This window comes from Microbacterium forte (assembly GCF_031885415.1).
Classification (GTDB): Bacteria; Actinomycetota; Actinomycetes; order Actinomycetales; family Microbacteriaceae; genus Microbacterium; species Microbacterium forte.
The window spans coordinates 392,649-411,250 of the sequence record NZ_CP116871.1; the positions used below are offsets into that span (position 1 = coordinate 392,649).

Genomic DNA, 18,602 nt, shown 5'->3' on the forward strand with positions numbered 1-18,602 from the left:
CTGTGGTCAGGCTCCGAGCTGAGCGGCGAACTGCGCCGACTCGAGGCGGGCCTTCACCGCGCCGAGGAAGCGGGCGGCGTCGGCTCCGTCGATGATGCGGTGGTCGTACGAGAGCGCGAGGTACACATACGAGCGCACGGAGATCGCGTCCGCTCCACCGACCTTGACGAGACCGGGACGCTTGACGACCGTTCCGGTGCCGAGGATCGCGGACTGCGGCAGGAACACGACGGGGGTGTCGAACAGCGCGCCACGCGAACCGGTGTTGGTCAGCGTGAACGTGCCGCCGGCGAGCTCGTCGGGCTTCAGCTTGTTGTCACGCGTGCGCGCGGCGAGGTCGGCGATCTCGTGGGCGATCTCCGCGATGTTCTTCGACGCGGCATCGCGCAGGACCGGCGTGAGCAGACCGCGCTCGGTGTCGACGGCGATCGACACGTTCTCGGACTCCGGGTAGACGATGTTCTCTCCGTCGACCGTGGCGTTCACGATCGGGAAGGCGCGCAGTGCCTCGGCGGCGGCCAGAGCGAAGAACGGCAGGAACGACAGCTTGTCGCCGGTCTTCTCGAGGAACGATCCCTTGACGCTGTCGCGGTACTCCGCGAGAGCGGTCACATCGACCTCGACCACCGTGGTGAGCTGAGCCGTCTGCTGCATCGACTCGACGGCGCGCTTTGCGAGCACCTTGCGCAGACGCGACATCGGCTGCGTGGTGCCACGCAGCGGCGACACCTCGAGCGGAGCCGGTGCGGCAGGAGCGGCGGCTGCAGCGGGTGCAGACGAGGCGCTCTCGGCGGCCTTGAGGACGTCCTCCTTGCGGATGCGTCCTCCGACACCGGTGCCGGTGACGCTGGCGAGGTCGACGCCCTGCTGCGAGGCCAGGCGGCGCACGAGCGGGGTGACGTACAGGTTGTCGCTCTCGGTCGGGAGTGACAGCTTCTGCTCGGCCTGAGCCGGAGCCGCGGCGGCGCCGCCGGTCGCCTGCTCCGGAGCCGCCTGTGCGGGAGCCGCCACGGGCGCCTCGGCGGCAGGCCGCTCTGCAGGCTTGTCGACGGGGGCCTCCGAGACCGATTCCTTGGCCTCAGGCGCCTCGGCAGCAGACGGCTGCCCGGCAGGAGCCGGGGCCTCTGCCGCGGGCGCGGGTGCCTGTGCCGGTGCGGCCGCGGGGGCCGCTCCGGAGCCGACACGAGCGAGCACAGCGCCCACCTCGACGGTCTCGTCTTCGGCTGCGACGATCTCCTGCAGCACACCGGCGACGGGCGACGGGATCTCGGTGTCGACCTTGTCGGTGGAGATCTCGAGCAGAGCCTCGTCGACCTCGACCGTGTCGCCGATCTGCTTGAGCCAGCGCGTGACGGTGCCTTCGGTGACGCTCTCGCCGAGTTCCGGGAGGACGATGTCAGTGGCGTCGCCGGCGGGTGCGGGCGCGGGAGCCGCCTCGGCGGCAGCGGGCGCAGCGGCTTCGGGCTCTGCGGGAGCCTCGGCCTGCGGCGCGGCCGGCTCGGGGACCTCCTCAGCGGCGGGGGCAGCGGCCGCGGGGGCGTCATCTGCCGGAGCGGAGGCGCTGCCGTCGCCGATGCGCGCGAGCAGCGCGCCGACCTCGATGGTCTCGTCCTCGGCGACGAGGATCTCCTCGATCACACCGGTGACAGGAGAGGGGATCTCGGTGTCGACCTTGTCGGTCGAGATCTCGAGCAGGCCCTCATCCGCCTGAACGGTGTCTCCCACCTGCTTGAGCCAGCGGGTGACGGTGCCCTCTGTGACGCTCTCGCCGAGAGGGGGGAGGACGACGGATGTGCTCATGACTGAGTCTCCTTCAGGAAGTTAAATGACGCGTGTCTAGCTTAGTGAACTGTTCACCGGTTGGTGTTCAGAGGGCGTGCAGCGGCTTTCCCGCGAGGGCGAGGAAGGCTTCTCCTAGTGCCTCGCTCTGCGTGGGATGCGCGTGGATCAGGGGGGCGATGTCCTCGGGGTGGGCTTCCCACGCGACGGCCAGCTGGCCCTCGGTGATGAGCTCGCCCACACGGTCGCCGAGCATGTGGACGCCGATGACCGGGCCGTCTTTGCGTCGGACGACCTTCACGAGCCCGCCGGTGCCGATGATCTCGCTCTTGCCGTTCCCGGCGAGGTTGTACTCGTACGCCACCACGGCATCCGCGCCGTGCTCGGCGACGGCCGCTTCTTCCGTGACGCCGACGGAGGCGACCTCGGGGCTCGAATAGGTGACCTTCGGGATCTGGATGTCGGGAACGTGTGCGGGGGAGAGCCCGGCGATGCGTTCTGCGACCGCGATGCCCTGCTGGAACCCGCGGTGCGCGAGCTGCAGCCCGGGTGTGATGTCCCCGACGGCCCACACTCCGGGGACACCGGTCCGGAGATCCTCGTCGACGGTGACGAAGCCGCGGTCGAGGGTCACCCCCGCCTCCTCGAAGCCGAGGTCGGCCGTGACGGGTCCGCGCCCCACAGCGACGAGCAGGTAGTCGGCGGTGAACTCCTTGCCGTCCTCGAGTGTGACGGTGACCGAGCTGTCGTCCTGAGTCGCATTCTGGAAGCGGACGCCGAGCGAAGACTGGATTCCGCGGCGCCGGAAGGCCCGCTCGAGTCCCTTGCTCATCGCGATGTCCTCGTTCGGGACGAGGTGGGGCAGTGCCTCGATGATGGTGACCTCGGTGCCGAACGAGCGCCACACACTCGCGAACTCGACGCCGATGACGCCTCCGCCGAGCACGAGCACACGCTCGGGGATGACATCGAGCGACAGCGCCTGCTCGCTGGTGAGGATCCGGCCGCCGATCTCGAGCCCGGGAAGAGTCCGGCTGTAGGAGCCGGTGGCGAGGACCACGTCTGCGCCGACGTACACGTCATCGCCCACGCTCACCGAGCGGTCGGCGTTCAGGCGGCCGAAGCCCGCGACGGACGTGATGCCCCGAGCCTTCACCAGGCCCTCGAGACCCTTGTACTTCTTCGCGACGATTCCCTCGCGGTAGGTGCGGACACCTGCGGGATCGATTCCCTCCAGAGTCGCCGAGATGCCGACATGCGCGGCATCTCGCACATGCTCAGCGACCTCTGCCGCGTGCAGCAGCGCTTTCGTCGGGATGCAGCCGCGGTGCAGGCACGTGCCGCCGACCTTGTCCTTCTCGATGAGCGCGACGGACCTGCCGAGTTCGCTCGCACGCAGGGCGGCGGCGTATCCGCCGCTGCCTCCGCCCAGGACGACGATGTCGAAGGTGTGCGTGGTCATGGTCATGCCTCCTTGTGGGATGCTTCGGCGAACGCGATGATCGATCGGACCATCGCTCCTGTGGGGCCCTTGTCGGTGAACCCGTACGGCGCCCCGTTGTGCTCGCCGGAACCGGCGATGTCGAGGTGCACCCAGGGGATGCGGGGGGCGTCCTTCTCTTCCGAGACGCGGCCGACGAAGCGGCGCAGGAAGAGCCCGGCATACGAGGCCCCGCCCATGCGATCGCTCATGTTGGCGTTCTGCATGTCGGCGATGGGGGAGTCGAGCGAGTCCTCCATGTACGCCGGGAGCGGCATGTGCCAGGCCAGTTCGTCGGCTGCGTCGGCGGCGGTGAGGAACTCGGCGACCGCGGCGTCGTCACCGAACACACCGGTGTGACGGTGTCCGAGTGCCATGACGATCGCGCCGGTGAGAGTAGCGACGTCGATGATGACGTCGGGGTTCTCACGGCTGGCGGCCACGAGGCCGTCGGCCATGACCAGGCGGCCCTCGGCATCCGTGTTCGGGACCTCGACGGTCGTGCCGTCGAGGATGCGGATGACGTCGCCGGGACGCAGTGCGCGCCCGGAGGGCATGTTGTCGGTGATGCAGAGCCAGGCCGTGACGTGCACGGGCAGGCCGAGGGCGGCGATCGCGCGCAGCGCGGCGACACTCGTCGCTGCGCCCGCCATGTCGAACTTCATCCCGACCATCGAGGCTGCCGGCTTGAGCGAGAGTCCGCCGGTGTCGAATGTGATGCCCTTGCCGACGAGGGCGATGTGGCGTGTCGCCTTCGCGGGCGCATAGTCGAGTCGGACGAGGCGCGGAGGCCTGTCGGAGCCCTGACCGACGCCGAGGATGCCGCCGAATCCCTGCTCAGCGAGGGCGTCCTCGTCGAGGATCTCGACGGTGACGTCTGCCAGACCCGAGACACTGTCTGCCGCGCTCTGCGCGAGCTGTGTGGGGCTCTGCCACTCGGCGGGGACGAACACGAGGTCCTTGACCAGGGCCACTGCCTCGCCGACGGCGATCGACCGGGAGAGGGCGGCGTCGTCGAGTTCTGCGTGCAACAGGACTGAGGAGGCGCGACTCTTGCCCGATTCCTTGCGGTACCCCTCGAACCGGTAGGCGCCGAGCACTGCACCGTCTGCGGCGGCTGCCGCGAACTCCTCGAGGCCCGGTGCCAATGCCACGGACACCGTCTCGAAGCCGGTCAGTGAACGGAGAGCGGCGCCCACCGCGTTGCGCACTGCCTGGGCGTCCGGCGCGCGCCCGACACCGACGACGGCGAACGGCAGAGTCGTCACCTCGGGGGCATAGGCACGGGTGAAGGCGGACGCCGAACCGGTGAAGCCGATGCCCTGCAGCGATTCGGTGAGTCCGGGATAGCCGTTCAGCGACTCCGTCGAGTCCGAGATCTCGGGGATGACCAGCACTGCGGCGTCTGCAGCGCTTCCGGGGAATTGATCTGAGGTGCGCGAGAGCGCGGGAAGCGTCATGACTCCATCCTAGGTCGGCCGCGTGTCCGGTCGCCGAGCGGGTGTTCGCTCTCAGCTTGAAGGTCACCGCCCGGCCGTCCGACGCTGCTCGTAGCATTGACTCATGCCCTTCTCCGGAGAGATACATGAACGTGTAGCGAACGCGCCGGTCGTGCCGCGCGGACTGCCCCTGGTCCTGCTCCTCACGGGTTTCACCGACGCGGGCAACGCCGTCTCGGGGCTCATCGAGCACCTGCGCGAGACGACCTCTCCCCAGCCGGTCGTGGTCTTCGACAACGACGTGCTCCTCGACTACCGCGCGCGTCGCCCGGTGATCTCGTTCGATCAGGACCATCTGACCGAGTTCCGCCCCGCACGGCTCGAACTGTCGCTCGCGACCGATGCTCTCGGCCAGAAGTTCCTCCTCCTCGCCGGGTACGAGCCCGATTTCGCGTGGAACGAGTTCGCGCGCACGGTGCTCGAACTCGCCGACGAATTCGAGGTGTCAGGGCTCAACTGGGTGCACTCGATCGCCATGCCCGTGCCGCACACCCGCCCCATCGGCACGACTGTGAGCGGCAACAGGCGCGAGCTCACCGTGGCGCATTCCGTCTGGCGTCCGCGCACGCAGGTGCCGGCGACCGCGGGCCACCTCCTCGAGTTCCGCTTCGCCGAGCACGGCGAGCGGGTCGTCGGCTTCGTGCTGCTGGTGCCCCACTACCTCGCCGAGACCGAGAACCCCGACGCCGTGATCGCGGCGGCCGAGAAGCTGATGGCCGCGACCGGCCTGGTGATCCTGCTCGACGAGGTGCAGGAACGCCGAGAGGACTATCGCACCCGCGTCGATGATCAGGTGATCGGCAACGACGAGCTGCAGCAGATGGTGCAGGGGCTCGAGCGCCGGTATGACGCCTATATGGCCGGCCGTGACCCCGAGGACGGGTCGTACGACGAGGGTGGTTTCAACGAGCGCGACCTGCCGAGCGCTGACGAACTGGCTGCAGAGCTCGAGCGCTATCTCGCCTCTCGCCCCAGCGGCGACGAGGACAAACCGGGTCGAGGCTGACGTCGAAGGCGCGAACTTCGGGCGATTGCACCGGCATGCCCACACGTGTGCGATACTAGGAGTCTGACCCGTTGTCAATCGATCTTTCCGGAGATCTGACTTGACAAGGGTCTTACTAGTGTCCGAAATGCTCCGGGGCCTGCGAGCGGCCCCGTGAAAGGCGAAACGTGACTCCTGCCACGACGAAGAAGACCCGGACGAAGAAGACCGCCGACGCTCCCGAGGTCGACGCTCCCGTCGAGGAGGCGGCTGAGAAGCCGGCCCCCAAGACGGCAGCGCAGCGGGCCGCCGCCAAGCGCGCGCCCGCGAAGAAGAAGAAGGCCGAAGACATCGTCGAAGACGACGAGACTCCTCCCGCCGCAGAGCCCGACGAGGACGACGAGGACTCGAAGCCGAAGTTCACTGAGCCTCTGCCGACAGGTGCCATCGTCATCTCGTCGAATGACGACGAAGACGTGCCCGTCTACTCGACGCAGATCACCGGTGCGACCGCCGACCCTGTCAAGGACTACCTGAAGCAGATCGGAAAGGTCGCCCTGCTGAACGCGGCCGAAGAGGTCGAGCTCGCGATGCGCATCGAGGCCGGGCTGTTCGCCGAGGAGAAGCTCTCCACGATGACTGCTGCCGAGAAGGCCAGCCAGCTCGGACTCGACCTGCAGTGGGTCGCCCGCGACGGCCAGCGTGCGAAGAGCCACCTGCTGGGTGCCAACCTGCGTCTCGTCGTCTCCCTCGCCAAGCGCTACACCGGTCGCGGCATGCAGTTCCTGGACCTGATCCAGGAGGGCAACCTCGGCCTGATCCGCGCGGTCGAGAAGTTCGACTACACCAAGGGCTTCAAGTTCTCGACGTACGCCACCTGGTGGATCCGTCAGGCGATCACGCGTGCCATGGCCGACCAGGCCCGCACGATCCGCATCCCGGTGCACATGGTCGAGGTCATCAACAAGCTGGCCCGCGTGCAGCGCCAGATGCTGCAGGACCTGGGTCGCGAACCCACGCCCGAAGAGCTCAGCCGCGAGCTGGACATGACGCCCGAGAAGGTCGTCGAGGTGCAGAAGTACGGCCGCGAGCCGATCTCGCTGCACACTCCGCTCGGTGAAGACGGGGACAGCGAGTTCGGCGACCTCATCGAGGACACCGAGGCCGTGGTCCCGGCCGATGCCGTGGGCTTCACGATGCTGCAGCGCCAGCTGGAGCAGCTGCTCGACTCGCTGTCCGAGCGCGAGGCCGGTGTCATCCGGATGCGCTTCGGACTCGGTGACGGGCAGCCCAAGACGCTCGACCAGATCGGTGACACGTTCGGCGTGACGCGTGAGCGCATCCGTCAGATCGAGTCGAAGACGATGGCGAAGCTGCGCCACCCGAGCCGCTCGCAGTCGCTGCGGGACTACCTCGAGTGATGCAGGCGAACGAGGGCAAGGCGCTCGAGGCGAGCGTCGACGGCAAGAGCTACGCGCGCATCCCCCTGCGGACGCGCGTCGTCATGCCCGATGACGACCTCGAGTCGGTCGTCATGGAGTACGCGAAGGATGCGGTGCAGCCGGGCGACCTGCTATTCGTGACCGAGAAGATCGTGGCGATCACGCAGGGTCGGTCGTACCGGCTCGACGAGATCTCGCCGCGACCTCTCGCACGCTTCCTCTCGCGATACGTCGTCCGCACCTCCTACGGGATCGGTCTCGGAATGCCAGAGACCATGGAGATGGCGCTGCGCGAGTGCGGCACCCTGCGGATCCTGTTCGCTGCCGGTGTCTCGGTCATCACCAAGGCCTTCGGGCGCCGAGGCGACTTCTACCGCATCGCCGGCGACAAGGCCCGTGCGATCGACGGCCCGACGAAGAACACGATCCCGCCGTACAACCAGGCAGTCGTGCTCGGCCCGAAGAACCCGCGCGAGGTCGCAGTGCGCCTGAAGAAGATGCTCGGTGGGAACCTCGAAGTGGCCGTCGTCGACATCAACGACATCGGCGGCAACATCCTCGGTTCGACGCTCGATAAGGCAGGCGAGCGTCGACTCGTTCAGATCCTGGGCGACAACCCGCTCGGACAGGCCACGCAGTCGACGCCCATGGGCATCGTCCGCGAGGTCTGACCTCCTCGAGTCGCACGTCGCAGCAAGAAGGCCCGGATGCTCAGCATCCGGGCCTTCTGCATTCCTGTCGTGCGGTCAGAATCCGATCGCGGCCTGATAGCGCGGCTTGTGCCCTGTGCGGATGCCGGTGACGCTCGGCTTGTTCTCGTACACGCCGGCACCCCAGTTGCCCTCGACCAGAACCGGACCGTCGGGGGTGACCACGACATCCCAGCCGACGTACTGGATCTGCGGCACGACACGAGCGACCTGATCCACGAACTCGCGGACCTCATCCATCAACGGCAGCTGGAAGTCGGCGATGGGGAAGCCGGAGTCCGGGTGCGTGACGTGCACGTGACCGTGGGAGTCGTATCCGGAGCCCACGGAGTGACCGCTCTCGTCGAGCATCGTGTAGAAGCCGCCGAAGCTCATCTGGTCGCTCACCGCGCCGCGTCCGAACTTCTGAGCCATCGCGAGGATGTGCGTCTTCTCGCCATCGAAGAACGCGGTGATGCGCGTGGTGTTGACGGTTCCGGGGCAGACGGCCGCGAGATCGGCGTGCTGGCGGATGACCTCTTCGACGAGAACCTGCTTCTTCGACAGGAGCTCGGCATGGAACGCGTCCCAGTCGGTGACGTCGGCGGCGTGATAGCGGTGCACACCGGTGCCCGCCTGCCCGTGGGTCTCCTTGACGACGATCGTCCCCTGGCGCTCGGTAAAGTCACGCAGCTCGTCTGCGTTGCCCTCGGTGATGAGCATCCATTCGCGCTTGAGGAATGCGTCGAAGACGGCGTTGAACTCCGCCTTGTCGTGGAACAGGTGGCGGTAGTCCGGGTGGTCGTACTTCTGGGAGATCTCGTTCGACACCGGGTGGGTCATGAACGTGTCGCGCTCCGCCTTGGTGAGGATCGCGAAGTCGTAGTCGATGTAGTCCTGGAACCCGACGTTGTGTCGCCCGGCGGACCACAGCATGTCGACGACCACGAGCGGCACCGCCTTGCCGTGCTGAGATGACGCCTCTTTGGCCCTCTCGATGACCGAGGCGACGTCGATGCGGCGGGCGCGCGCCAGCAGGTAGCGGACGCGGGGCGCGAGGGAAAAGCGTGACATGGATCTCCAAGTTCGGGGTCCCCTCCAGTCTACGGTGGGTGCGCAGGGCATCCTGAGAAGGCGGAGCTAGGCTGGAAACGTGTGTGAGAAGACTTCGAGTTCTCGTCCGCGCGCGATGATCTCGCGGTCGGCGCTGGCGGCCGCATCGACCGCCGCTGTCGCCGCCGGGGGCCGCGTGGCCGACCTTCGCCGGGATGCCTGGGGGCACGGAGTGCTCGCTGTCGCTCACGCCGTCGTCGCGGCCGGAGCGGCCTCCGTGCGGGTCGACTACGCCACCGAGGCGGAGGCGCTGGCGCTCGAGGGCATCGACGCGGTGACGGACGGCGATGCCGATATCGACCCGTTCCTGCTCTACGGTTTGCCTGACCCTGACGGAACTCTGCGGACGAGGCCGGTGATGCGCCTGGTCGGCAGAGTGCTCTCCACCAAGCCGCTGGCCGCCGGAGACGCGGTCTCCTACGGCTACACGCATCGAGCGACGCGCGATACGACTGCCGCACTGGTCACCGGCGGATACGCGCAGGGAATCGTCCGTGCTCTCGGCAACGCCGCCCACGTCGAGATCGAGGGCGTTCAACGGCCGATCATCGGGCGCGTCGCGATGGACGTGTGCGTGATCGATCTGCAAGGCACTGCCTCCGTCGCCACCGGAGCCGATGCCACCTATTTCGGAGGGCGCGGACCTGCCGCTCCCTCCCTCGCGAGATGGGGCGCGGTGACAGGACTCACGATCGCCGAGCTCGTCACCGTCGCAGGCTCCCACGCGGAGCGGGGGTGGGAGGCGTGAGCCGTCCGGAACTGCGCGTGGATATAGAGAGGTTCAGGTCGAACATCCGTGCCGTGCGCGATCGCATCGCTCCGTCGGCGCTGATGATCGTGCTCAAAGACGACGCCTACGGTCACGGTCTGCGCTGGGCCGTGGAGGCCGCGAGAGGAATGGGCGTCGACTGGTACGGGGCGTACGACGTCCGCAGTGGTGTCGAGGCAAGACGCGTGCTGGGTGACACGGGGCGTATCTTCGCATGGGCCACCTCGACCGATGACGAGGTCGACGAAGCGTTGCGCGCACGCATCGACCTGGGAGTCGGATCAGCGGAGTACCTGTCGCGCATCACGGCGCTGGCTGCGCGACGGGGACTGCGGGCGCGGATCCATCTGAAGATCGACACCGGTCTGCATCGCAACGGGCTGCTTCCGGCCGAGTGGGAACGCACCATCGCCGAGGTGCGCGCCGGTGAGGCCGCAGGGCACCTGGAGCTCGTGGGAATCTGGAGCCATCTCGCCGAGGCGAGCGATGACGAGGACGACGAGGCTCAGACCCTTTTCCTCGACGCCGTGCGCGTGGCGGAGCAGTCGGGTGCGACACCCGAGGCGCTGCACCTGACGGCATCCGCCGCGTCCTGGTGGCGCCCCGAGCTTCGCGGCTCGGTGTCGCGGATCGGAGCGTTCTGCTACGGCGTCCGTTCGGCGGACGGCCCCGATCTTGCCGGGGTGGCACCGGTCGCGGAGCTCACTGCGACGGTCGTCGACATCGTCGACGGTGATGCCGTGGTGGGCATCGGCGCATTCGACGGCATCCCGTCGACGCTGGCAGGGGCCCGAGTCGGCACCCTCGCGGGGGCTCGCGAGCTTCTGCGCATCGACGCGGTGACCTCGGTGGTCGAGGGGTGGCCGGGAATGCGGATCGGCGACTCGGTCTGGATGTTCGGCGCAGGAGATCATGGCGAGTCGAGCGCGACGACCCTCGCCGAGCGCATCGACACCGTCGGTGAGGAGATCCTCACCCGACTCACCGCTCGCATCCGACGGGTGAGCACCCCTTAACGAATGCGGAGCCCGTCAGATGACGGGCTCCGAGGCGGATGTGACCGCAGCTGATCAGTCGATCAGGCGAGCGGTCTCGTCGTGCCAGCTCGTTGCGATGCTGCGGAGCTTCTCTTCGTACTTACGTCCGTGGTGTGCGCAGAAGAGGAGTTCGGAGCCGTTGACCTCGGCGGCGATGTAGGCCTGAGCGCCACATGAATCACAGCGATCCATGGCGGTCAGGCGGAACTCGACGGCGGAGGTCTCACGTTCGGTCGTTGCGTTCATCATGGTGCCTCCTTGAGTGTCGGGTTCGCTGGTTGGGCGTGTTCAATACAACCACGCTGACGGTGTGCACATGCCCGGTTTGCGGCGTGTTTCGCTCAGCGCGTACGCGTGGGACGCCTCGCAGGGGTTAGCGGGGAGTGTCTGCGGCTGCAGCCGGGGCATCGCGAATAGACTCGGAGATTGTGACCGCCGAGTATTCCGCCCATCATCTCCAGGTGCTCGAAGGGCTCGAGGCCGTCCGCAAGCGTCCCGGTATGTACATCGGTTCGAACGGATCCCCGGGCCTGATGCACTGCCTCTGGGAGATCATCGACAACGCCGTCGACGAGGCCGTCGCGGGCAACGGCTCGAAGATCGACATCATCCTGCACGATGACGGCAGCGTCGAGGTGCACGACCGTGGCCGGGGCATCCCCGTCGACGTCGAGCCGCGCACGGGCTTGACCGGCGTCGAGGTCGTCTTCACGAAGCTGCACGCCGGCGGCAAGTTCGGCGGCGGGTCCTACGCGGCTTCCGGCGGTCTGCACGGCGTCGGAGCTTCCGTCGTCAATGCCCTCTCCGAGCGCCTCGACGTCGAGGTCGACCGCGGCGGCAAGACCTACGCGATGTCGTTCCACCGTGGCGAGCCCGGACTCTTCGCCGACAGCGGCGAGAAGCGACCGGACGCGAAGTTCACGCCGTTCCGGGACAAGAGCGAGCTCCGGGTCGTCGGCAAGGCGCCGCGCGGCACGAGCGGCACGCGCATCCGCTACTGGGCGGATCACCAGATCTTCACGAAGGATGCTGCGTTCCAGCTCAACGATCTGGTGACCCGCGCGCGTCAGACGGCCTTCCTCGTCCCGGGGCTGGAGCTCGTGATCCGCGATGAGCGCGCGGCCAACGGCTCGGAGGTCGAGGGGCAGCCGATCGAGACGTCGTACCGGTACGACGGCGGCATCTCGGAGTTCGTCGAGTACCTCGCGAACGACGCGCCCGTCACCGACACCTGGCGCATTCAGGGCGAAGGCACGTTCAAGGAGACCGTTCCGGTTCTGCAGGCCGACGGCCACATGATCGCCACCGAGGTCGAGCGCGTCTGCGCCGTCGACATCGCGATGCGCTGGGGCACCGGCTACGACACGACCACGCGGTCCTTCGTCAACATCATCGCCACGCCCAAGGGCGGCACGCACCAGCAGGGCTTCGAGCAGGAGCTGCTCAAGGTGCTGCGTTCGCAGGTCGATCAGAACGCACGCCGACTGAAGGTCGGCAGCAACGACAAGCTCGAGAAGGACGACGTCCTCGCGGGGCTCACCGCTGTGCTGACGGTGAACGTCCCCGAACCGCAGTTCGAGGGGCAGACGAAGGAGATCCTCGGCACGCCGGCCGTGCGCCAGATCGTCGCCCAGGTGCTTCGCAAGGATCTCGCGGCGCGGTTCAGCTCGACCAAGCGCGACGACAAGAGTCAGGCGACGCAGCTGCTCGACAAGGTCGTCGCCGAGATGAAGGCTCGCGTCTCTGCGCGAGCCCATAAAGAGACCCAGCGGCGCAAGAACGCCCTCGAGTCGTCGACGCTGCCGACCAAGCTGGTCGACTGCCGCACCAACGAGGTCGAGCGCAGCGAGCTGTTCATCGTCGAGGGCGACTCCGCTCTCGGCACCGCGAAGAACGCCCGCAACAGCGAGTTCCAGGCGCTGCTGCCCATTCGCGGCAAGATCCTCAACGTGCAGAAGGCGTCGGTGGGCGACATGCTCTCCAACGCCGAGTGCGCCTCGATCATCCAGGTGATCGGCGCGGGTTCGGGCCGCAGCTTCGACATCGACGCCGCACGGTACGGCAAGGTGATCCTGATGAGCGATGCCGACGTCGACGGCGCTCACATCCGCACGCTGCTGCTCACGCTGTTCTACCGGTACATGCGTCCTCTCATCGAGCACGGTCGCGTGTTCGCCGCAGTGCCACCGCTGCACCGTGTGATCGTGATGAACCCGGGTTCCAAGCCCAACGAGACGATCTACACCTACAGCGAGCAGGAGATGCACGCGCTGCTTGCAAAGCTCCGCAAGTCGGGCAAACGTTGGCATGAGCCGATCCAGCGGTACAAGGGTCTCGGCGAGATGGACGCGGAGCAGCTCGCCACGACCACCATGGATCGTGGCGGACGCCTGTTGCGCCGCGTGCGCATGGAGGATGCCGAAGCGGCCGGCCGAGTCTTCGAACTGCTGATGGGCAACGAGGTCGCTCCTCGTCGCGAGTTCATCATCGAGTCGTCCGACCGGCTCTCGCGTGAATCGATCGATGCCTGAGCATCAGCGCTTCAGAGCCATGGCGGCCCGGTAGACGTCCAGCAGCGCGTCTCGGTGGGTGTCCTGAGAGACTCGCTCTCGGTGAGCGATCGCAGCTGCGCTCATCCGAGTGAGCCGCGCGGGATCGTCGCGCAGCTCTCGGATCGCGGCCGCCAGTCCCTCGGCATCCGGTGTCCGAGTGACGAGCCCACCGCCGTCGGGCAGCATCTCGAGGAGATCGGGATCCGTGACGATCACCGGCAGGCCGGAGGCGATCCCCTCGAGGATCACCATCGGCTGATTGTCGAAATCGAGGGAACTCGACACCAGGACGTGCGCACCGCGCATGGCCTCGAGCACGCGCGATTGGGCGACCCCGCCGTGCACCGTGAGCTTGCCGGCAGCCATGCCGGCTGATGCCGCGGCGACGCGATGTCTGGCCACACCGTCGCCGAACATCTCGGCTCGGATGCCTGAGAGCTGACTCACGGCGTCGACGAAGACCTCAGGACGCTTCTCGGGCGAGAGCCTTCCGCACCACACCACTCGAAGCGGCTCTGCGGGGTCGAGGATGCGCGGCGGGGGAGCGCCGACCTCGTGGAGCACCGTCGCCTCCAGGCCGTTCGAGAGCACGGTGAGCGGCGTCCGCACGCCCTGAGCCGAGAGCTTCGCGGCGAAATGGGCGGAGGGCACGATGACCTGGTCGGCATGATTCGCCTGGCTGACCATGAGCCGCCACATGAGCCGCGCCGCACGTGTCTGCGCATATGGCGCGCTGCTGTCGACCACCGTGCTGTCGTGGCTCATGCGGCGCCGGTGCATGGTCGCGAGCAGCGCCGTCGTGATCGAGGGCAGCGGCAGCACAGAGCGCGTGTAGACGTCGATGCGTCCGTGCATGGTCTGCACGACCGGTAGTCCGAGAGTCTTCGCCGCCTCGAAACCGCCCAGCGCCGCGAACATCTCGGTGTGCACGTGGACGATGTCGACTCGGCGGGAGCGCAGGCCCTCGGTGAGCGACGCCGCGACGGCCGAGGGGGTCCAGGCGAACGGGTATCCGTCCGGTGCGAAGCGTCGGGCGGTCGGCAGGCGCACGACATGCGGGTCGTCGCCGGACTCGGCCAGGGGCGCGAACACGAAGACCTCGTGCCCGGCCTGCTCGAGAGCCTCTCTGTGCGCCTTGATGACCGTCTGCACGCCGCCGAGCGTGGGCAGGTAGTAGTCGGTGACCATGGCGATGCGCACTCGACCACAATAGGACGACTATCGTGATGAGCATGTCCGGAGCCCGTGTGCTGGTGACGGGGGCGAGCGGGTTCCTCGGCGGTCACGTCGTGCCCGAGCTGCGGAGACACGGATACGAGGTCTTCGCCGCGGGCCGCAACGAGCACGCGCTCGAGCTGGTCGCCGACGACGGCCACCGAGTTCTCGGCGATCTGGCCTCTCTCCGCACGCAGGACCTCCCCGTGGACGCCGTGATCCATTGCGCCGCGCTGTCGGCTCCCTGGGGGCGCTGGAGGGACTTCCGCGAGGCGAACGTCGACGGCACCGATCATGTCGTCGAGTTCGCCCGTCGCAACCGTGTGCGCCGGGTGGTGCATGTGTCATCTCCCAGCGTGTATGCCGCACCTCGGGACCGCATCGGCATCCGCGAACCCGACGTCGATCGCTCCAATCGACTGAACGGATACATCCGCTCGAAGATCGCCGCCGAGGATCTGCTGCTCGACGCCGTGGACAGCGGGAAGATCGCAGAGCTCGTGATCGTGCGCCCCCGCGGTCTGATCGGCGTGGGCGACCCGAGCCTCGTGCCCCGCCTTCTCGACGTCCACGCACGCATCGGCGTGCCGGTCTTCGACGGCGGCGACAATCTCATCGACGTCACGGCGGTCGAGAACGTGGCCTCGGCGCTGCGCCTCGCTCTGACCCGCGGAGACGCTGCGGGCGGGGTGTACAACATCACCAACGACGACCCGCGGCGGTTCCGCGAACTGCTGACGATCCTCCTCGAGCGGATGGGGGAGACCCCGCGGTTCCGCCCGATGCACCGAAGAGCGGCCTGGGTGCTGGCATCCGCGTCGGAGGGCGTCTGCTCGATGCTGCCGTGGCGGCCGGAGCCGCCGCTCACTCGCTACACGCTCAGCACGATCGCGTACTCTCAGACGCTCGACATCACGCGCGCGAAAGCGGAGCTCGGATACCGCCCCGAGGTGTCGCTCGATGACGCTCTCGCCGGCGTGGCCGCACACCTGAGGGAGCATGCGTGACCGGCCGCCTCCGCCACTACGTCTGCGGCAGCACCTCACATGACGTCGGCGCGATGTTCCGCGGCGCACCGCACGGTGTCCGCGAGTTCCCCTCCGGCGTGTTCCTGTACGACACCGCGGACGGCCGGCGCGTGCTGTTCGACACCGGATATGCGACGGGACGGTGGCACACCGGCTGGCGCGGTGCCGTCTACCGTCGTCTGCTTCCTCCGATCGTCGGGGACGCGGATGATGTGGCCGCCCGGCTCCGCGCGGACGGCGTCGACCCCGCGTCCGTGACGCACGTCGTGTTGTCTCATCTGCATCCGGACCACGTCGGGGGAGTCCGTCGGTTCCCGCATGCCACTTTCGTGCTGAGCGCGGGGCACGAGCGGACGCTGTCGGCTCCGCGACTGCGCGCGGGGGTGCTCACCGGCCTGCTTCCGAGCTGGTTCTCGGATGCCGAGCGGATCGTGATCGATGAGGGAGCCTTCGCCACCGTCGAGGTCGGCGGCACCGCACTGCGAACTCACGACCTTCTGGGCGACGGTTCGTACCTCGTCGTCGATCTGCCCGGCCACGCCGACGGACACCTCGGCGCGCTGATCGAGCGCCGCGTCCTGCTCGCCGGGGATGCGGCATGGGGGAGCGATCTGATCGACGCCTCCGGCACGCTGAAGGCCCTGCCCCGAGCCGTCCAGCACGATGCCGATCGATACGCCGCCACGGCGCGGATTCTCGGCGAGCTCGCAGCGGCCGGCATCCGCGTGGTCTGCAGCCATGATCCGCTCGACGCGAAGGAGCTGTTGAGCTGATGTCGAAGCTCAGGATCCTGCGCGAGTTCGTCGCGGTACGCTGGCTCCGCCCGTTGCGCACTCGGGCTGCGGTCGAACGGCGTCAGAGGCGCCTGCTGCGCTCGCACCTGAGATTCCTGCGACGGCGGTCGCCCTACTTCCGTGACCTCCTCGTGACGCGCTCGTTCTCGGAACTGCCGCTCATGGACAAGAGCGTCATGATGAGCCGCTTCGACGAGATCAACACCGTCGGCGTGGGCAAGGACGAGGCCCTTGCACTGGCGATCGCGAACGAGCGCTCCCGTGACTTCGACGCGGATCTGGGCTCGAACTCGGTGGGCCTGTCGAGCGGCACCAGCGGCCACCGTGGCCTCTTCGTGGTCAGCAGCGCCGAACGCGATGCCTGGGTGGGAACCGTGCTCGCCCGCACCCTGCCTCGGGGCAGGCTCCTCGGGCATCGGATCGCGCTGTTCCTCCGGGCGGATAACAGCCTGTACGAGTCGGTCGGCTCGCGGGCGGTCTCGTTCCGCTACTTCGACGTCTACACCGACATGGACGACAACATCGCCCGGCTGCGCGAGTACCGACCGACCATCCTCGTGGCTCCGCCGTCGGTGCTGAGGCTGATCGCACGTGCAGCCGACGCCGGTGGATTCGACGTCGTGCCGCAGCGGGTGTACTCGGTGGCGGAGGTGCTCGAGCTCTCTGACGAGCGGCGCATCACCGCCTCCCTCGGACAGCCCGTCCTGCACCAGCTCTACCAGTGCACCGAGGGATTCCTCGCGCACACCTGCGAGCACGGGGTGATCCATCTGAACGAGGACAACATCCTGGTCGAACGCGAGGCGCTGCATGCCGAGCGGTTCACGCCGATCGTGACGGACCTGCGCCGTCGGGCGCAGCCGATCGTGCGGTATCGGCTCGGCGACGTGCTCCGCGAGCGCACCCGACCGTGCCCCTGCGGCAGCGCGCTCACCGCGATCGAGCGCATCGAGGGACGAGAGGGCGACACCCTGGTGTTCCGTTCCCTCGACGGCCGGGATCTGCCAGTCTTCGCAGACGTGATCGCGCGCGCATTGCTCTTTGCCGAAGGGTTCGACGAATACCGCATCACCCAGATCGGCGAGTCGCGGCTGCAGATCGCGCTCGACACCCTCGACGATCGATCTCGGCGTCTCGTCGAAGACGAGGTGCATGCGCTGGCCGACCGGCTGGGGTGCGAGCGGCCGGACATCACGTTCGTCGACTACGTGAACGACGGGGCCGTGAAGCTGCGGCGCGTGGTGCAGGAATGGGGGGACCGGAGATGGTGAGGAACTGCGAGATCGTGGGCTGGGGGACTTCTCTGCCTTCGCGTGTCGTCCGATTCGGGGAGGAGACGCGGTACCGCATCGACGACGACGTGTCTCATCTCGACATGCTGGCTGAGGCGTGCGAGCGGGCACTGGCGCACGCGGACATCACGGCGGACGACGTCGACCTCGTTCTCGGTGCGTCTGCCGCGGGGATCCAGCCGATCCCGTGCACGGCCGCGCTCGTGCTGGAGAGACTCACGCTCACCGGGCATGCGGCGGCCTTCGACGTGAACTCGACCTGCACGAGTTTCATCACGGCGCTCGACATCGCCTCGCGGTATCTCGATGCCGGGGATCATGAGACGATCCTCGTGTTCGCAGGAGATGTGGGGACGCGGTTCCTGAATCCGGAGCAGCGCGAGAGCTTCGAGCTCTTCAGCGACGCCGGTGCGGCCGTCGTGCTGCGCCGCTCCGCTGACGGCGACCGAGGAGTGATCGCCAGCGCTCAGCGCACCTGGCCCGCGTATGCGCACGACACGGAGATCAGGGGCGGGCTGTCGGGATCGCCCGCGCAGGCCTATGCGGCGGGAGACTCCGCTGACTACCTGTTCGACATGAACGGGCGCCGGGCGCTGTTGGGGATGATGCGCGTGCTTCCCGAGTTCTTCGAGGCGTTCCACCGAGGATCGGGGATCGCGCACGACGATGTCGCCCTCTGGGTTCCCCACCAGGCGTCTGCCGCGCTCGGGCCGATGCTCGACCGCCTCGGAATCCCTGCCGACCGTCGGATCGATGAGGTGCGGGACTTCGGCAACATGGTCTCGTCGTCCGTGCCGTTCATGCTCGCCCGCTCGCTCGATAGCGGTCGCGTCGGGGCAGGCGACACCGTGATTCTCTGCGGCACGGCCGCCGGGCTCACCGCCAACATCCTCGCTCTCCGACTCTGATCCGGCTCACCGGCCGCCGC

16 protein-coding genes are annotated in these 18,602 nt (G+C 67.9%); 10 read left to right on the forward strand and 6 right to left on the reverse strand.

Translation table 11 applies throughout. The features are described from left to right. Positions 1–6: 6 nt before the first annotated feature. The 3 genes from sucB to OB895_RS02055 all read right to left on the reverse strand — a co-directional run bounded on the left by sucB (position 7) and on the right by OB895_RS02055 (position 4,719). Entirely contained in the window at positions 7–1,800 is a 1,794-nt protein-coding gene (gene sucB, locus OB895_RS02045; protein WP_311878794.1) for a 2-oxoglutarate dehydrogenase, E2 component, dihydrolipoamide succinyltransferase, read from the reverse strand. 67 nt (positions 1,801–1,867) lie between these two features. Then, on the reverse strand, positions 1,868–3,241 hold the full coding sequence (gene lpdA / locus OB895_RS02050; protein WP_079112882.1) for a dihydrolipoyl dehydrogenase: 1,374 nt from the start codon (positions 3,239–3,241) through the stop codon (positions 1,868–1,870). 2 nt (positions 3,242–3,243) lie between these two features. Next, complete coding sequence (locus OB895_RS02055) at positions 3,244–4,719, reverse strand: leucyl aminopeptidase (protein WP_079112881.1); 1,476 nt, start codon at positions 4,717–4,719, stop codon at positions 3,244–3,246. A 103-nt stretch (positions 4,720–4,822) separates the two neighbouring features. Here OB895_RS02055 and OB895_RS02060 point away from each other — a divergent pair, with 103 nt between their 5' ends. The 3 genes from OB895_RS02060 (at position 4,823) to OB895_RS02070 (ending at position 7,856) form a co-directional block, all read left to right on the forward strand. Continuing rightward, entirely contained in the window at positions 4,823–5,764 is a 942-nt protein-coding gene (locus OB895_RS02060) for a proteasome assembly chaperone family protein (RefSeq protein ID WP_079112880.1), read from the forward strand. Between the two features lie 167 nt (positions 5,765–5,931). Continuing rightward, on the forward strand, positions 5,932–7,164 hold the full coding sequence (locus OB895_RS02065) for an RNA polymerase sigma factor (RefSeq protein ID WP_042540194.1): 1,233 nt from the start codon (positions 5,932–5,934) through the stop codon (positions 7,162–7,164). After that, positions 7,164–7,856 carry a coenzyme F420-0:L-glutamate ligase gene (locus OB895_RS02070; RefSeq protein WP_194285925.1) on the forward strand — a complete coding sequence of 231 codons (693 nt, stop codon included), beginning with the start codon at positions 7,164–7,166 and terminating at the stop codon, positions 7,854–7,856. Before OB895_RS02065 ends, OB895_RS02070 begins: the two co-directional genes overlap by 1 nt. Before the next feature lie 75 nt (positions 7,857–7,931). Here the strand turns inward: OB895_RS02070 and OB895_RS02075 are convergent, their stop codons facing one another. Continuing rightward, the gene (locus OB895_RS02075) at positions 7,932–8,948 is read right to left on the reverse strand and encodes a sugar-transfer associated ATP-grasp domain-containing protein (RefSeq protein WP_042540198.1); all 1,017 of its coding nucleotides are present in this window, start codon (positions 8,946–8,948) and stop codon (positions 7,932–7,934) included. 79 nt (positions 8,949–9,027) lie between these two features. On the opposite strand from OB895_RS02075, the gene OB895_RS02080 reads away from it, so the two are divergent. Continuing rightward, positions 9,028–9,735 carry an alanine racemase gene (locus OB895_RS02080; protein WP_228385508.1) on the forward strand — a complete coding sequence of 236 codons (708 nt, stop codon included), beginning with the start codon at positions 9,028–9,030 and terminating at the stop codon, positions 9,733–9,735. A 17-nt stretch (positions 9,736–9,752) separates the two neighbouring features. Further along, a complete protein-coding gene (locus OB895_RS02085; RefSeq protein ID WP_311878801.1) occupies positions 9,753–10,772 on the forward strand; it encodes an alanine racemase in 1,020 nt (339 codons plus the stop codon). Positions 10,773–10,826: 54 nt separating this feature from the next. Here the strand turns inward: OB895_RS02085 and OB895_RS02090 are convergent, their stop codons facing one another. After that, positions 10,827–11,039 carry a DUF7455 domain-containing protein gene (locus OB895_RS02090; RefSeq protein ID WP_042540282.1) on the reverse strand — a complete coding sequence of 71 codons (213 nt, stop codon included), beginning with the start codon at positions 11,037–11,039 and terminating at the stop codon, positions 10,827–10,829. A gap of 182 nt (positions 11,040–11,221) precedes the next feature. On the opposite strand from OB895_RS02090, the gene OB895_RS02095 reads away from it, so the two are divergent. Continuing rightward, on the forward strand, positions 11,222–13,324 hold the full coding sequence (locus OB895_RS02095) for a DNA gyrase/topoisomerase IV subunit B (protein ID WP_079112877.1): 2,103 nt from the start codon (positions 11,222–11,224) through the stop codon (positions 13,322–13,324). A gap of 3 nt (positions 13,325–13,327) precedes the next feature. Here the strand turns inward: OB895_RS02095 and OB895_RS02100 are convergent, their stop codons facing one another. Continuing rightward, entirely contained in the window at positions 13,328–14,545 is a 1,218-nt protein-coding gene (locus OB895_RS02100) for a glycosyltransferase (RefSeq protein ID WP_079112876.1), read from the reverse strand. Between the two features lie 32 nt (positions 14,546–14,577). Here OB895_RS02100 and OB895_RS02105 point away from each other — a divergent pair, with 32 nt between their 5' ends. The 4 genes from OB895_RS02105 to OB895_RS02120 are packed head-to-tail and all read left to right on the forward strand — an operon-like array spanning position 14,578 to position 18,582. Continuing rightward, positions 14,578–15,567 carry an NAD-dependent epimerase/dehydratase family protein gene (locus OB895_RS02105; protein WP_079113984.1) on the forward strand — a complete coding sequence of 330 codons (990 nt, stop codon included), beginning with the start codon at positions 14,578–14,580 and terminating at the stop codon, positions 15,565–15,567. Continuing rightward, on the forward strand, positions 15,564–16,361 hold the full coding sequence (locus OB895_RS02110) for an MBL fold metallo-hydrolase (RefSeq protein WP_079112875.1): 798 nt from the start codon (positions 15,564–15,566) through the stop codon (positions 16,359–16,361). The genes OB895_RS02105 and OB895_RS02110 overlap by 4 nt, the downstream gene beginning before the upstream one ends. Next, positions 16,361–17,653: a F390 synthetase-related protein gene (locus OB895_RS02115; protein WP_079112874.1), complete on the forward strand. Its 1,293-nt coding sequence runs from the start codon at positions 16,361–16,363 to the stop codon at positions 17,651–17,653. Before OB895_RS02110 ends, OB895_RS02115 begins: the two co-directional genes overlap by 1 nt. A 14-nt stretch (positions 17,654–17,667) precedes the next feature. Further along, entirely contained in the window at positions 17,668–18,582 is a 915-nt protein-coding gene (locus OB895_RS02120) for a 3-oxoacyl-ACP synthase III family protein (protein ID WP_311878811.1), read from the forward strand. Positions 18,583–18,602: the final 20 nt, after the last annotated feature.

Bases quoted from the DNA above. Each gene is read 5' to 3' on its own strand.
- sucB (WP_311878794.1), bottom strand. From the start codon at position 1,800: ATGAGCACATCCGTCGTCCTCCCCCCTCTCGGCGAGAGCGTCACAGAG.
- lpdA (WP_079112882.1), bottom strand. From the start codon at position 3,241: ATGACCACGCACACCTTCGACATCGTCGTCCTGGGCGGAGGCAGCGGC.
- OB895_RS02055 (WP_079112881.1), bottom strand. From the start codon at position 4,719: ATGACGCTTCCCGCGCTCTCGCGCACCTCAGATCAATTCCCCGGAAGC.
- OB895_RS02060 (WP_079112880.1), top strand. From the start codon at position 4,823: ATGCCCTTCTCCGGAGAGATACATGAACGTGTAGCGAACGCGCCGGTC.
- OB895_RS02070 (WP_194285925.1), top strand. From the start codon at position 7,164: ATGCAGGCGAACGAGGGCAAGGCGCTCGAGGCGAGCGTCGACGGCAAG.
- OB895_RS02075 (WP_042540198.1), bottom strand. From the start codon at position 8,948: ATGTCACGCTTTTCCCTCGCGCCCCGCGTCCGCTACCTGCTGGCGCGC.
- OB895_RS02090 (WP_042540282.1), bottom strand. From the start codon at position 11,039: ATGAACGCAACGACCGAACGTGAGACCTCCGCCGTCGAGTTCCGCCTG.
- OB895_RS02105 (WP_079113984.1), top strand. From the start codon at position 14,578: ATGTCCGGAGCCCGTGTGCTGGTGACGGGGGCGAGCGGGTTCCTCGGC.
- OB895_RS02115 (WP_079112874.1), top strand. From the start codon at position 16,361: ATGTCGAAGCTCAGGATCCTGCGCGAGTTCGTCGCGGTACGCTGGCTC.